At 57.5% G+C, this 14,082-nt stretch carries 13 protein-coding genes; 6 read left to right on the top strand and 7 right to left on the bottom strand.

Going from position 1 to position 14,082, the window contains the following annotated elements:
- Window positions 1–117: 117 nt before the first annotated feature.
- The 3 genes from Q0030_RS23850 to Q0030_RS23840 all read right to left on the bottom strand — a co-directional run bounded on the left by Q0030_RS23850 (window position 118) and on the right by Q0030_RS23840 (window position 3,055).
- Window positions 118–1,011, bottom strand: coding sequence for a hypothetical protein (locus Q0030_RS23850; protein ID WP_298372312.1), 894 nt, complete (start codon window positions 1,009–1,011; stop codon window positions 118–120).
- Window positions 1,012–1,505: 494 nt separating this feature from the next.
- The gene (locus tag Q0030_RS23845) at window positions 1,506–1,847 is read right to left on the bottom strand and encodes a DUF2958 domain-containing protein (protein ID WP_298372311.1); all 342 of its coding nucleotides are present in this window, start codon (window positions 1,845–1,847) and stop codon (window positions 1,506–1,508) included.
- Window positions 1,847–3,055 (bottom strand): hypothetical protein, encoded by a 1,209-nt coding sequence (locus Q0030_RS23840; protein ID WP_298372308.1) that lies wholly within the window; start codon window positions 3,053–3,055, stop codon window positions 1,847–1,849. The genes Q0030_RS23845 and Q0030_RS23840 overlap by 1 nt, the downstream gene beginning before the upstream one ends.
- A 254-nt stretch (window positions 3,056–3,309) precedes the next feature.
- Here Q0030_RS23840 and Q0030_RS23835 point away from each other — a divergent pair, with 254 nt between their 5' ends.
- On the top strand, window positions 3,310–3,498 hold the full coding sequence (locus Q0030_RS23835; protein WP_298372305.1) for a hypothetical protein: 189 nt from the start codon (window positions 3,310–3,312) through the stop codon (window positions 3,496–3,498).
- 82 nt (window positions 3,499–3,580) lie between these two features.
- A complete protein-coding gene (locus tag Q0030_RS23830; RefSeq protein WP_298372302.1) occupies window positions 3,581–4,588 on the top strand; it encodes a hypothetical protein in 1,008 nt (335 codons plus the stop codon).
- A gap of 434 nt (window positions 4,589–5,022) precedes the next feature.
- On the opposite strand, the gene Q0030_RS23825 is transcribed toward Q0030_RS23830, so the two are convergent.
- From Q0030_RS23825 to vsr, 4 genes are all read right to left on the bottom strand, one after another.
- A complete protein-coding gene (locus tag Q0030_RS23825) occupies window positions 5,023–5,445 on the bottom strand; it encodes a hypothetical protein (protein WP_298372299.1) in 423 nt (140 codons plus the stop codon).
- A gap of 11 nt (window positions 5,446–5,456) precedes the next feature.
- Entirely contained in the window at window positions 5,457–5,651 is a 195-nt protein-coding gene (locus tag Q0030_RS23820; protein ID WP_298372296.1) for a helix-turn-helix domain-containing protein, read from the bottom strand.
- A gap of 159 nt (window positions 5,652–5,810) precedes the next feature.
- Window positions 5,811–7,016: an integrase arm-type DNA-binding domain-containing protein gene (locus Q0030_RS23815; protein ID WP_298372293.1), complete on the bottom strand. Its 1,206-nt coding sequence runs from the start codon at window positions 7,014–7,016 to the stop codon at window positions 5,811–5,813.
- Window positions 7,017–7,476: 460 nt separating this feature from the next.
- Window positions 7,477–7,953 carry a DNA mismatch endonuclease Vsr gene (gene vsr / locus Q0030_RS23810; RefSeq protein WP_298372290.1) on the bottom strand — a complete coding sequence of 159 codons (477 nt, stop codon included), beginning with the start codon at window positions 7,951–7,953 and terminating at the stop codon, window positions 7,477–7,479.
- Between the two features lie 69 nt (window positions 7,954–8,022).
- Between vsr and dcm the strand changes: the two genes are divergently transcribed.
- The 4 genes from dcm to Q0030_RS23790 all read left to right on the top strand — a co-directional run bounded on the left by dcm (window position 8,023) and on the right by Q0030_RS23790 (window position 14,080).
- Entirely contained in the window at window positions 8,023–9,615 is a 1,593-nt protein-coding gene (gene dcm / locus Q0030_RS23805; RefSeq protein ID WP_298372288.1) for a DNA (cytosine-5-)-methyltransferase, read from the top strand.
- 447 nt (window positions 9,616–10,062) lie between these two features.
- The gene (locus Q0030_RS23800; RefSeq protein WP_298372286.1) at window positions 10,063–10,773 is read left to right on the top strand and encodes a hypothetical protein; all 711 of its coding nucleotides are present in this window, start codon (window positions 10,063–10,065) and stop codon (window positions 10,771–10,773) included.
- The gene (locus Q0030_RS23795) at window positions 10,773–12,374 is read left to right on the top strand and encodes a hypothetical protein (protein WP_298372284.1); all 1,602 of its coding nucleotides are present in this window, start codon (window positions 10,773–10,775) and stop codon (window positions 12,372–12,374) included. The genes Q0030_RS23800 and Q0030_RS23795 overlap by 1 nt, the downstream gene beginning before the upstream one ends.
- Window positions 12,362–14,080 carry an NERD domain-containing protein gene (locus tag Q0030_RS23790; RefSeq protein WP_298372281.1) on the top strand — a complete coding sequence of 573 codons (1,719 nt, stop codon included), beginning with the start codon at window positions 12,362–12,364 and terminating at the stop codon, window positions 14,078–14,080. The genes Q0030_RS23795 and Q0030_RS23790 overlap by 13 nt, the downstream gene beginning before the upstream one ends.
- Window positions 14,081–14,082: the final 2 nt, after the last annotated feature.

The following is a 14,082-nucleotide window of genomic DNA, read 5'->3' as shown; positions in this document are numbered from 1 at the left end:
GCATCACGGCAGGTCTACTGTAAGGAGCACATCGGACATTCTTTGCAAGAGGTCAGTCAACGCGATCGACCCTTGGGCGACCTCGTGCCAGCTGAAGCCCAGGGAGGTCGGAATCTACTACCGTCTAAGATGACGCTCGAACTCCTTCCACGCCGGCATCTTTTCCAAAGGAAACGACTTGAGGCTGGAAATCTTGGGAAGGAAATCAAGCTTGTGGAGCATGCGCAGACTCATCAATGCCGGCACAAAAGCAGCGGCAACCACGAGCTCGTTGGTCTCCTTCCAACCGAGGAGAAACCGGTCAATCCTGTCCCGGTGCGTAATGTTCGTACGCCGCCAGACGACTTGATCGCCTTCTTTCTCGCCCTCGAACCAGATCATGACAGTCTCGGCGGAGGGGTGGGTAATTGAACAGAGCTGGCTGTAATAATCGTGGACCTGAGAAACGCCTCCCCGCTTCAAACTCTCCAGATATTCGCGCATCTGCTTTGCGGCATGCATCGGTTCGGCGGCTTCGCTCCGTTGCAGTTTGCGGCCATGCGAGAAATGGATCAGCGCGTCCTCCAGCTCCTTTGAAAGAAAGATCGTAGCGGTCGGCTTTTCTCTGATTCGCGCCCGGATGAGCGCCAAATTCGGCGCAAGCGTCTTGGGCACCGTGCCGAGCGAATAGAACGTGTCAGCCGCAGATTCCAGGAAGCCCCGGCAGGCGGCAAGAGCCCCGAAAAGATTGTCCTCTTTGACCGCAAGAAGTAGGGTGTTCAGCCAGTCGGCGTGTCGCAATAGAGACGCGCAGCAGGCGAGATGAATCCGTAACGTCATTTCTCGCCAGTAGATCGCTTGCGCACGCTCCGGATTCTGATGAATCAATGCATTGAACACGTCCATGTCCATGAACGTGTAATTCTGCGCGCTCGTTTCGGCATCAATCGATGGCAGCAGCTTCCAGATGGAAGCTGCCATCGATCCAAAATAAGTCGACAGAATAGCTTCACGAGTTTGAGTCGCAGCCATGTGCGTTATACAGCAGATTGAGAGCCTACGCACAATCGGAACTTAAAGCTGGTGGCAATCTCGCGGGGACCAGCGCCGACGACGTCTCGCGTCCGACAATGTACGCAGTTCTAGTTCAGACCCGTTACTGCGGCCGCGCAATTTCGGATAACGGCTCAACTCGCGGTCTTCCTAGATCCGGCGGCGCGAGTTAGTTCATCTTGAGTGCAGCGATGCACTTCCGCCTTTGGCCCGTACGTGACAACCCCGATCCTTGACCTGGCGTCGGCTGTTGGGCTCAGAGCTGAGACAAGGGTTCGGTTTCCGAAAGATCTCGTTGTGTGGCGCGGCTGCCCGAGCAGTAGGAACGAAAAAGAGCCCCCGGTGGGGGCTCTTGGACTTTCGCACCTTGCGAGTCATCAGGCTACGTTACGCTTCCGAATTGTCCCTCACGTGCCGGTACCCCTCGTCGCTGCTCTGGGAAGATTCGCACGAAAGTCCTTTGAAGGGCCGGACTAGGTGATGATCCGCCCTTTGACCCGCGCCTCGTCCGCATAGGCCGAGAGTGGCTTGTCTGCGACGAAGTGGATGTCTCGCTCGACGGGAAGGCCGAGCCGACCTCTGACCTCCACGATTTCCAGGAGGCTGACATATCCGAGTTCTGGATAGCCCAGAGCAAGGTCGCATAAGCCGAACAATCGGTCCGGGTCGTCGGGATCGACTTCGGAAATCAGCCACGTTGCGCCGGCATCGGGTGTAAAGAGCTTGAGGACCGGGAAATGATCGCGCTCGTCGGCCAGGGCGTTGGCGAATAGTCGAACGCGATCTTCGACGGTGATGAGTTCTGTGCTGGTCATCACGCTACCGCTTGTTTGGCCGTGCCCGAGGTCCGTTTCGCTCTGGTGGGCACCTGGTTGGTGCATCGTCGGCCGGATGGCGGGAGCGAGCGACGTGCCGGAGGCAGCGCGCGACGGCTTGTGACGCTTGGCTGCGAGGCCGATGAACAATTCTCGCCGCCAGCAAGCACCTCCATCGACAGACGATAGACCTGATCGAAATCGCAATAGCGCCGCCAGAGCGCCTCAGCCGGGTCCAAGGCTCCCGCTGCCGCGATTGCGTCGATCACGGTCTCCAGTGTCAACGGCGCAAATGCGACTCGATCAGGTTCACGTTGATCGGCATTGATCAATTCGGCTTCGTAGAGACGGAAGGCGGCTTGGACACGGCGGTTGAGGCGTGGGCCGAGGGCCATGAAGATGGCGCGCGGCGTGACACCGTTATCGACCGCGAGCTGCGCCAGCATGTGTTCGCGCCAAAGCTGTTCGAGCGCGGTCGATCGCAACGATGCACTGTCGGCGTCCCGATAGAGGCGAACCTGCTTCGATGCCTCATTGTAGCGGTCGCGGATCCGGGCGGCCGGACCTTCCATGCTCTCGGAGTATTTCGTCTCGATGAACACGGTGGCCTGTTCGCCATCCGGCGTGATGACGCGGACAGCGAGATCGAAAGCGGTGCGGTCTGCAAGGAAGCGGTCCTCGCGGCGGCCGGGTGAATGCTCGAAGATGATCCGCTCGACGCTGTGAACGAAGTTGGGAAGCAGGCGACGGAAGACGGCGGTGGCAAGTTCGTGGTCGAGCGCAAGCAGCCCAAACAGATTGAAGACCAGCGGCATCGAGGACAGCGCGTTCCCGAACAGCCGCTCCTCGTCGATCGCGGCGTCGTCTTCGCACAACAGCCATTCCTGAAGCGCGAGACGATGAATGTCGGGATGGAGGAAGTTCTTGCCGGCGTTGGCGGCATCGGCGCTCAGGGTCGAGCCGAAGGACGAATGTGCGCCGGCCGCGCTGTGATCGTCGGATGCGGCGGTCGCGATGCCCTGGGCTTTGAGCCAGATGCATTGCAGGACCCGCGCGGCGGCTCGGAAGCGCGTGTCGATAGCGCAATATGCCCCGTGACGCTTCAGCACGGCTTCGGGAACGAGCGGCGTCCGGGAAAGCTGCTTGAAGGTCGGAACGGATGAAGGGGGGTGATCGGCGGGAAAAGGCGTGGTCGAGTCGTTGGGCATCTGAATGTCCGCGTTGGTGAAGTGCGGAAGATTCAGCGATGGGGGAGCGATGTTGACGGCGTGATCGGCGCTCTTCGGGCGCACGGGGCGGTGTCCGGCGGGCGTAGGCATGAAGACCGCGCAGGTAAGGTATGCGCTAAGTGCATAAATCTCGGCCCTATATACTGGGGGTGCGAGACACATTCCGTGGATCGGCCCGAAACTATGGAGCCGACACCATGTCGAATCGCAATAATCAAAATGAAAACAAAGAGTTGACTGAAAAGCCGCTCGATCCGGCCGGCGCCGGGGAGGGCCGCAATTTCGGCGACGAAACGCTGGCCGACTACCTCACCCGGGCCGGCAAGTCCGCCGTCCGCGAGGTCTCGATCTTCGCCGGCATGAAGCGGCCGAAGCGCCGCAAGCCGACGTTCGTCTTTCCGCGCGTGCCGCCGCTGCTCTGAAAAGGCCACCCCGTTCAAGGCCCATCGCGTTCAGCGCGGTGGGCTTCTTTGCGTCTCCAATCACCCCACCTGGAATTAAACAATGACCAAGCTCTCCGTGCCGAAGGACAACTTCGATCAGACTCTCGCTCGCTTCTTTCACGAACAGGAGAAGATGAAGCTTCTATCCCCCGCCGATCTCAGAAAATATCTCAGCAAGAAGGAGGCGGCGTTCCGGAAGAACAATCCGTTTCATCCATCCCGGCAGAAGGCATCCGCGCTGACGGTGGAGGTGCCGCGCCTGTATGCGGCGGTGGCCTACGCGATGTGGCAGTACGGTGTCATCATGAACGCGCACCTGACCATTTGCTGGCGGTTGCTCGGCGTCATGAACCACGCCTGGGCTGCGGAGTTGCTGAGTCGCTACAATCATGAAGCGGCGAAGTGGCTCGATGTCGGGATTGGCGACGGCGTTGAACGGCGTCGGGTTTCGCGCCGGTCGTCAGGGACAAGTGCGCTGCACCTGTTCGTGTATGTGCATGAGAATGCGCGGGAGAAAGGCTTTCACACGCACGAATTGATGTGCCTGCCGGTATGCCGGGCGCAAGCGTTCGCGGACTGGAGCCGGGATTGCCTGGGGCGTCTCGCCGGCCAGCGCCAAGTCGACGAGCGGGCCGTGTTCTTCTCGCCGGCCAGCGCGAAGCTGAAGCAGTTCAAGCCTTATGAAGGCATGCGCGAGAGCTTTGCGGTTGAGCGGCAGTGGGAATGGTTTCGCTACATTACAAAGAGCCTGCATCCCGATCATATGGAGCGCACCCCGGATGGTTACGGATTGCGTCCGGCCCGTGAGATCTTCGGGATGACGCATCCGTTTATGGAGACGCCGCCGGTCACCTGCACGAAGCTCGCTGGCTATTCGGAGAACATCGGCCCGGCGATACAGCGCCGCGTGGAGTTCGTGTCGAAGTTCGACAGAGGAGATTGGGCTAATCTCTACGACGGGTCCGAGCTGGATGATTTCCGGGAATGCGTGGCAGAGATCCGGGAGGAGGCTCGCGAAGCGGCGAGGCAGGCGGAAATGAAGGCCATATTCGACCGCGTCACGATCTAGGCGCGGGCATCGGCAAACGTCCCCTTCCAAGTTGGCGACACTGAACTTGGAAGGGGATGGCGGTGTTGTTGGAAATCGTATTTTGCAAGTGATTGAATTTAGGAAGAAATGAGGGGGTGGGTCGGTGACTCGCGCATGTTCGGAGGATGAAGGCAAAATCCGGCTTCCCCGGCCCCCCAAATCGACACGATCGATCAGAACCAAGATGCCGGCCGAGGCCAACGACCGGCGCGGGAAAAGAAGAGGTCACCCGCTGCCGGGTGACCTCAAAACATTCGACCTGTTCACAGCCCTCAGCCGGAAAGCGGCGGGGCAATGTAAGGTGGGTTCTTTGGGAGGCGGGGAGGGCTGACGTTTACATAAACCTGTGTCAAGGCATCTGCAATCTCATCGCACCGCCATGGCCCCAGCAACGCGCGTGATCAGAAAGGTCATTACGGCTCATCATCCCAGCGATCCGAGGGAACGGGGTCGTAGTCGTCTGGTATGTCCAAATCGTCGAGGTCGATCTTGAAAATCGGTGCTGAGGGTGGAGAGGTAGGCTCCACAGGGTTCGCTTGTGGATCGCCGACTTTGCCACGACGCTTTGGGTAACGCTGTTCCAGCAATGCAAGAAGGGCCTGGGGGCCTTTCTCGGGATGCCGGCCCTCGCCGTCGATCGTGATGACGCCGGAGGAGGGATAGTAGTTCACCTTGCCGTGTTTGATCTGGTGTTTCGACGCGCGCGTGACGTAGTATTTGTCCTCGATCAGTTTCATGATGAGCAGGCAAACTTCCGGAGAGTCATCCGGATAGAACAGAGTCTTGCTCCTGGGTGCGTTGCGGTTCGAACCGTAGCTATTGGGTGCGGTTGCCATGATGGCTATCCCTATTTGGCGTTGAGGGATGGCTGCGCGTTCGGCACGAAAAGCTGGGGCCGGGAGGCCAGCCAGTTCTCGGCGTCGGCGAAGCGGATGATGGTGCGGGCGCTGACCTTGACCGCGCGAAGATGGCCCTCGCGGATTTCCTTCCATGCGGTGGTGCGTCCGATGCCGGCCCAGATGGCGAAGTCGTTGACCGACATCGCGCCTCGGGGCTTTTCGAGTTGTTGAGACATCTATCTCTCCATATTGATCCGGAAGTTCTCGACTTCCGGGTGGATATGGATTCGATGCGGACGGGAGCGGATGGCTGCGCACTGCCTTGAAGCGCGGAAGGGCGAGCGTTTCCCAGCGGAAAACGATCAGGGCTTGGATGGGGCAGTGCCAGCGCAGAACGCGGCCCATGCTTCTGCAAGCTGCCGGCGCTTGTCGAACAGATCGCCCCGCCGGTAGGCGGCTTCGACCTTGTTGCTGATCGTGTGGGCGAGTGCCATCTCGACGACCTCGTTCGGGAAGTCGGTGCGCTCCGCCGCCCAGTCGCGGAAGGTCGAGCGGAAACCATGGGCGGTGATGTCGTTGCGCCCCAGCCGCCGCAGTAACATCAGGAATGCCATGGAGCTGAGTGGCCGTTCCTGCACACCTCCAGGAAAGACGAAGTCGCCGCTGCGGATGTCCTGCATCTCGGCGAGAATGGACAGCGATCGTGGGGCGAGCGGGATGCGGTGATCGCGGCCCGCCTTCATGCGCGCGCCTGGCGCGGTCCAGAGCCGAGCCTTCTCGTCATACTCGCTCCAGCGCATACCCATCGTCTCATTGGTGCGGGTCGCGTTGAGAATGCAAAATTCCAGCGCACGGGCGACGACGGTTTCTTCCCGCTGGAGAGTCTGGATGAAGCCGGGCGTCTCGTCGATCGGCAGGGCGGCATGATGGTTGACGGTCGCCACCCGCGAGCGCTTGGGCAGAAGATGGTCGAGATGACCCCGCCACCGGGCCGGGTTGTCGCCCGTGCGGTATTTCATGACGCGAGCCAAGTCGAGAATGCGCTCGATCCGGCCTCGGATACGGGATGCCGTCTCGGTCTTTTCCTCCCAGATCGGCTGCAAGACTTTCAGGACCAACGCGTCGTCGATCGCGGCAACCGGCGTGTCTTTGAAGATGGGATAGACATAGGTCTGGAGTGTAGTTGTCCACTGGTCGGCGTGCTTGCCATTCTTCCAGCCGGCCTTGTGGGCGGTGATATACGCCTCGGCACATTTCTCGAAGGTGATGGCCTCGGCCGCTTCGGCTGTCCTGGCTTGCTGCTCTTTATGGCGCTCGTTCAACGGATCGAGGCCCTTGAGGCGCATGGCCCGGCAGGCCTCCGCCTTCTCCCGCGCTTCGGCAAGCGACACGGTATGAAACGGGCCAAGGCCCATGTCCCGCAGCTTGCCGCCGGTGCGATACCGGAAAATCCAGCTCTTGGAATTGCCGGCGCGGACCTTCAGGTAGAGCCCGAGCCCGTCGGCGTACATCCCCGGCTTGAGATTCTGTCTGATCTTGAGTGCAGTTAGCACCCTTATGCGAGCCATTCCGAGATTTCCGCGCCGTGTCCGAGCCCATATAGAGAGAGGGGTTCAGTCGACGGGCGGAGATGTTTCGGCGGTCGTAGGAGAGCGCCGGCGGTGGTGAGGAGAGTTCAGTTCATGGCCGCGAGTGGGGCGGAGGGCTTTTGTTGACCCGTAGGTCTGCATGCGCCGGCAGCAGTGGCACGGAGATCTAGATGTTCGAATCTCGGAGGTGCTCCCTAGGATGAAACTGAGAACTCGTATGCGATGCTGTTACGGGCGACTTCTTGAGTCGTCTTCCCACGACGGGCCGGGACGAGCTCAGTCGCCGTAAACGTTCGGATTAAACTCGAAGTCGCGGGTGATAGCGGCGGGGGATATCGGAACAATCGAGGCTCGCCGAACAAGACGCTGACGGGATTACCTTCGTGCTCGGGCTGGACAATGGCAAAATACCTCGGGATCGAAGGCCGGTTCGGTAGTCTTAGGATCTTGTCCTGACCGCAGTGGCAGTCCGCCAAGCCGGGATTTCGGCAGTGGCGCGCTTGGACGACAGCCACATTGCTACCCTTGTGGCAACCGCATCTCCGCCCTCCTTGTTGATCGCGCATTCCCAGACTACGGCTACTCGCCAGCCGAGCCGACGCAGGGCTTCAAGATTGCGGTGATCGCGTCTTATGGTCTCCGCGAACTTGGAGTCCCAGAACTTGATGTTCGAGGCCGGAATCGTGGCAAATGAACAGCCCTCATGCCGGTGCCAAAAGCACCCCTGCACCTGGACGATCGCGCGATACTTTGGCATGACGATATCGGGGCGGCCAGGAAGGGTCGACACATGTAGCCTGTATCGCAGACCGAGTCGATGCAGGGCATGCCGCAGCACCAGTTCGGGCTTTGTGTTCTTGCCTCGGATGCCAGCCATCATCCTCGAGCGCGTTATCCTATCGACAACATCTACCATCAACTTTTCCTGGCGTCGGCCTTCGCTTTGGTTGATTATGGTTTGAGATGCTCATTTGAGAAGGGGTGAATGCAAACCGAATTTGCCATCGTTGACCTCTTCGCGGGCCCAGGCGGGCTTGCCGAAGGTTTTTCCAGCGTCCGTAAGGATGGCGTGCGTCCCTTTCGGGTCGTGCTTTCGGTTGAAAAGGAGGATTCCGCCTTCGAGACCCTTCGGCTGCGAAGCTTCGTGCGTCAATTCGATGGCCGTCCGCCGCCCGACTATTACCGCTTCCTTAATGGCGAGATTCCAGAGCCGGACTGGATGTCTGCTTATCCGGCAGAGTGGAAGTGCGCCTGCCTTGAAACGGTGAAGCTCGAACTGGGCTCGCCCAAGGGCATCGCCGAGATTGACATTCGTCTCAGGCAGATCAGCAACAGGTTTGGGCGCAACGTTATCCTGATCGGAGGTCCGCCTTGTCAGGCATATTCCCTCGTCGGCAGGGCGAGAAACCGGGGTACAGAAGGTTACGAGGCGAGCAGGGACCATCGCCACTTCCTGTACAGGGAATACATCCGCATACTTCAACAGCTGATGCCGGCGGCGTTTGTCATGGAGAATGTCAAGGGGCTCCTCTCGTCGTCTGTAAACGGAGAGCGTGTATTCGATCAGGTGCTCGATGATTTGGGCCGTGTGGGCGGTGGTTCATACAAACTCATCCCGCTCACGCCGCGTTTCGGACCGGTATTCTCCAGTGGGGCAGGGCATCCCCCGGCCTACGATTTCGTCGTGAAGGCCGAGGACCATGGCGTGCCCCAATCGCGTCACCGCGTGATCATTGTGGGCGTACGCGCCGATATCGCTCGGAATCTCGATGGGCTGGTAGATGCCGCACTGATCCCGAAATCAGATCGCGCAGTCACCGTACAGGACGTCCTGAAGGGCATGCCGAGGCTTCGAAGCGGATTGAGCTCAGGGGAGGACGACGAGGACCTTTGGAAGGCGAAGTCCTCTCAGATAATGCGTCAGGTGGCCAAGATGCCAACCGGCCTTGCTGCAAGGGAAAACGAGGCCTTCCGGAAGCGCGCTGGACATATTGCGAGTGCCCTTGCGAAGACGGGTAGGATCAAGCGACGTTCCGGAGGTAACTATTCGGGAGTCGGGGCCCGATGCCCTGCCGATCTCAAACGCTGGCTTGTCGATGCCAAACTGAAGTGCTTTCCGAACAACGAAACACGTGGTCACATGCTCGCTGATCTCGGACGCTATTTTTTTGCGTCACTGTACGGAAGAGTTGCGGGCGTATCTCCAAAGGCGAAGGACTTCCCGCGTGAGTTGGCGCCCGACCATCGTAACTGGGAGACAGGGAAATTCGCGGATCGGTTCCGAGTCCAGCTTTGGAGGCGGCCGTCTACAACGATCACGAGCCACATTTCCAAGGACGGCCACTATTTCATTCATCCTGATCCGATCCAGTGCAGAAGCCTGACCGTCAGGGAGGCCGCTCGGCTCCAGACCTTTCCAGACAACTACCTTTTCAAGGGAAATCGAACAGAGCAATACGTGCAGGTGGGTAACGCTGTTCCGCCGTTCCTTGCGCGGAAGATTGCCGGGGCGTTGCTCGGTCTTCTGACAAGCGCGCAATCCTCCACAAATCGCGAAAAGCTAAGAAAAGCAAGTTAGATCAAAGATTTTGCACCATGGGTTGCAACTGAGCTAATGTGCACTGGTCTAGGGGGCCGGTCTAGCCAGTTCGCTTCAGGGTCGGCTGCTTGTGTGGGAGACCAATCCAGTAGTTCAATGCCGGGGGGCCGGTTGAAAGCACTTTTTTCTGAATTTCAAGGAGAATGGCGACCAGCACCCAAGTGGGTCGAGTTTCTCGTTAGATTTGGCTACGGGTGGCGCGACCAAGAGTCGAACCAGCGGAGAATTGCTGTTGTTTCGATGCCGTGTGATTCCCCTGCAGCCGGATTGATAGTCCTAGGTGCGCTTGTCAGAGATCTGGGTCGAACTGAAGCGACCAACCTAACGGGCCACTATCACGCACTATTGCAGTACGCGAGCCAATATCTGAGAGCGTGTGCAATCTGCGATGTCCGCTGCCGTCCTGAATTGAAGCGCTGTGGTTACGTGGCAGAGGCAAGCGGCTTGCTGCGTCACAGCCAGCGCAAAGGGCCGTTTCAAATCACCGCGATAAAGGATTCTGGTGCCTTGGGAATTGTCACGCGCCACGACGGCGGCACTTGGCAATTTACTCCAAAGTCTGCGGTGAACCTGCGGATCGATGGAGATCCACTGCCCAAACTGATCAATGGCGAGGGCGCCTTGCCCGCTTCTGCCTATGAACAAATAATTGAAGGCGCGCAGATTGTTTCTCAAAACGTCAGAGAATCATTTTCGGGCCTGTGCTTTGCAGGACGCGCCACGGGCAAATCCGCAACTCATGCAGCTTGCGCGTCGATCCGATTCAAGTGTGAGGGATTGGAATACGGTTTGCCTGAGCTTTTGGCTGTGCATGGGTGGTCAAGCTCGAATCGAGTGTCCCGCGTCAATTTTTTCAACTCCAGAACTGAGGAGATTGATCGTCCGGGACCCGAAACCGCATTGGTCGTGGCCGACGGCGATGCATCCTTCCTCAAGGTCATCGACCTTCCGCAATTTCAGCGGTCCGATGTTATTGGCGTAATCAACCGAAGTGTAGACAGAGAACGATCCGAGACAGTGGGCAATCGCCTCGTCGGCTTGCGCCAATGGTTCGTCGAAGATCCTGAAGTCAATAGGGGGCGACTGGGCGTTCCTGCGGGCATCCGCCTCTTGCAGCTAAAGAAAGGGAGCCGATGATGGTAGTCACAGTATCGGAACTCTTTGATTTTCTCGACAGATCGAAAACTCAAAGCATCGAGCGACACGAAGTTGCGTCGCCGTATTTCGGAATCCTTCGCCGAAATTTGAGACAGATAATTGTCGCTCTTCGGGAATCAGGTGATCAGCAAGGCCTCGACATATCAGATGGGTTGAGAACCATACTTTCGGAATGGCTTACTGTGCCAGTAAAGTTCGACGAAACGACGGTAGAAGCGATGTCGGATCTCATAGGGCAGCGCGAAGCGGTACGAAAAAGATGGGGGGCAGACGTCAGTGCGCTCTATGAAGACGCATTTCGAGCAATGGAGGCACTTGCCTCGACGGGCAATCCTGTTCGGGCCAAGGTGGTTGAGATAATTCAATCCCTTCGTGCAACGGGTGCTGATTTCAGAATCTATTGTCATGTTCGTGCCCGGCAACATTTCAAGTCACTCTTCGACGACAGAAGCACCAACCGCTTGCCGGACGATGTTTTTGTCAACTCAGTCCGTGGCTATCGCGAACTGAGTCCGTTCGATGCTTTAATAAAAGTAGGGCCTTTGCGTGCCTTCGGCTGGGGCTCGGCGCCAGACGCGCTGATAAACGCACCGCGATATGCTCGACTTGAACAAGTGGTGTGGTGGGGAAGCAAGGACGAGCCAGATTTCGGCTATGATCCAGTCCTTGCAGGTCGGAATTCAGATCATCGATTGGCAGATGGGGCTGTCACCGGAAGCAAGTTCAATTGGGCAAGTCGGACAACATACTACGGTGAAGATCCGGGCGCAGATCGTGGCGGTATTCCCGACGAACTGGAGCTTTTCAAGCAGATCGTCCAAGGGGGCGAGGCTCGCGCAGCAACACTTGTACAGATCGATGAGGACCATGCAATCTTCTATCCACCCTACGCTCCAGTGTTGAGCTTTGATCCAGATTCTGGTGCGCATCAGGCTATAGGGAACCGTATCCCAGGACTCACGCTTACTGAGGGCATGTTCCTGATCAAGCCATCAATCTCGGACGTTAGCTTCGGCGGTCTTCATGCAGGCGGTCGTTACAGCAGCTTATGGAAATCGCATCTGCGACGCGAGATCGAGAGCGGAATGTTCGACCTGATTCGGCGTCTAAAGGAATCGGGAATAGAGTTAGTGTCATTGCGGACATTGGTTCATCATTGGTCTAGATCTCCATCCACCGTGATCCACGCTCCACTGGAGAAGAAGCACTTCAAGCTTCTGCTTGAAGTGCTTGGCCTTGGTAGTGAAACCGTGACGGCCTCAAATGGTACGATTCTTCCTCTTTGGCAGCTTGCGTGGGAAGAGATTCGTCGCTCACGCGGCGAAGCTATCCAGACCGGGTTCTTGGAGAGGGAGATTCTTGACGAGGAGTTGTCTGGCATACTGCTCAAGTTACTACCCGACATTCGGAGCAAACTGCCGGCGACGACGGGCTTTCGGGTCAATATTCCAGCGTCGTTTGGTGTGCGCGGTGATTTCGTTTTCCTGCGGGTCTTTGGTATAGAAAAGGGATTCAGAGTGCCTGAAGCCAAGCTGAAGCTTGTTCAAGATTTGAGAATGGCTGACCAATGGCGCGAATGATCCCGTCATTTATGGATGAACGAACGCCGCCTGGCGAACGTGATGTCTTCAATATGTTGAACGCCTGCTCATCTGAGTGGGTTGTCTTGCATTCCCTTGATTTGGCACCTTGGAATCGCCGGCGCCGAACCGAGATAGATTTTGTGATCATAGTTCCCGACTTGGGAGCGATGTGTGTGGAGGTCAAATCTCATGAGAACATCTCGTTCGATGGAGAAAAGTGGTCTCCGCCTACAATTGAACGTTCGCCCTTCAAGCAAGTTGCTGATGCGCGCGGGACGTTTCACCGACGTTTGAAGACTCTGGCGCCTCAGTTCGCAAGTTTGCCAATCGTCCAATGCTGCGTTTTCCCTCGCTCCTCCTTCGCTCTCTTGCCGAATATTTCTGTTGCACCGTGGGAGTTGATGGATGCGAGGGCGTTTCGAAGATTTGGCGATGCCAAGGCATTAGAGGTGGACCTTAGGGCGAGGATTGCCAAGAGTATTGAAGCTGATGTGGATCTGAAGCCACTTTCTCGTGGACTTTCAGCGGACCAAATCGAGGCGATAATAAAGTGCTGCGTGCCAGTTCAAAAATTTCGGCCAGGCGCTCGCGAGGAGATAAACCGAAGGCAGCACGACCTAGAACAATTGCTGAGAGCGCAGCAGAAACCGGTACTCCAACTGGTGGAATTGAACGAGCGCACGATCATTTCGGGCGGCGCGGGAACGGGAAAAACGCTGATAGCGATGGAAATTGCTCAACGCACGGCCGAGAAGGGAAAAAGGGTCGCGTTGCTTTGCTTCAATCAATTGATCGGTAATTGGATGAGAGAGAAAATCGGAACGGCGGGTACGGCCCCTCCGAACCTGATAGTAGGTCGCGCCATCCAAGTGATGGCCGAAATGAGTGAGGTACCAATTCCAGCTTCTCCTACTCAGCATTTTTGGGAACATGAATTGCCAGACCTGCTGGAAGCGCGGCTAACGGACCCTGATTTCTCGGCTGAGGCCCGATTTGACTATTTGGTCCTCGACGAAGCACAAGATTTGTTGGCGCGACCCAGGTTGTGGGACTGTCTTGCACGCTTTCTAGTAGGAGGCGTAGCCAAAGGGGCTTTCGCACTTTTCGGAGATTTTGAAAACCAAGTGCTCACGGATCGCGAGCCATTACGCAAGTCCCTCGCCAATTTGGAAATTGCGGCCAATCCCGTGAGATGGAAGTTGGCGGAGAACTGCCGCAACTATCGGATCGTCGGTGAGACCGCAGTAAAGTTGGCCGGGCTCGGTACCCAAGTGTACTCGGATTACATGAGGTCAGGCAGCAGTATCGCCAACTACGATGTGCGCTTTTACGGAAGCGAAGCCGAGCAGTCAGAAGAAATTGTGCGCCTTCTACGCGAATTCACCGCGAATGGCTACAAACCCTCAGAGATAACAATACTTTCCTTTCGAGCCGACAGTCAGAGCGCAGCTGCGCGGATCAGCAGCGAAGAGTTCATTTTGAGGCCCATGCGGCATGGAGCAGGCGCCACTAGGTATGCAAGTGTCCACGCATTCAAGGGAATGGAAAACAAAATTGTAATTCTGACAGACGTTGACTTGGCCGATCATGCCTTCGAACGAAGCCTTTTCTACACAGGCATGACGAGGGCTACCGAAAGCGTTCGCGTATTGTGCAACAACCAGTCCAAGGCAATTCTTCTGAGCTGGATATCGGGGGTATAACC

Origin of the sequence: uncultured Bradyrhizobium sp. (genome assembly GCF_947648125.1) — a bacterium.
Lineage (GTDB): Bacteria > Pseudomonadota > Alphaproteobacteria > Rhizobiales > Xanthobacteraceae > Bradyrhizobium.
The sequence above is the reverse complement of the archived record's forward strand: the minus strand, read 5'-3'. Positions and strand labels throughout refer to the sequence as shown.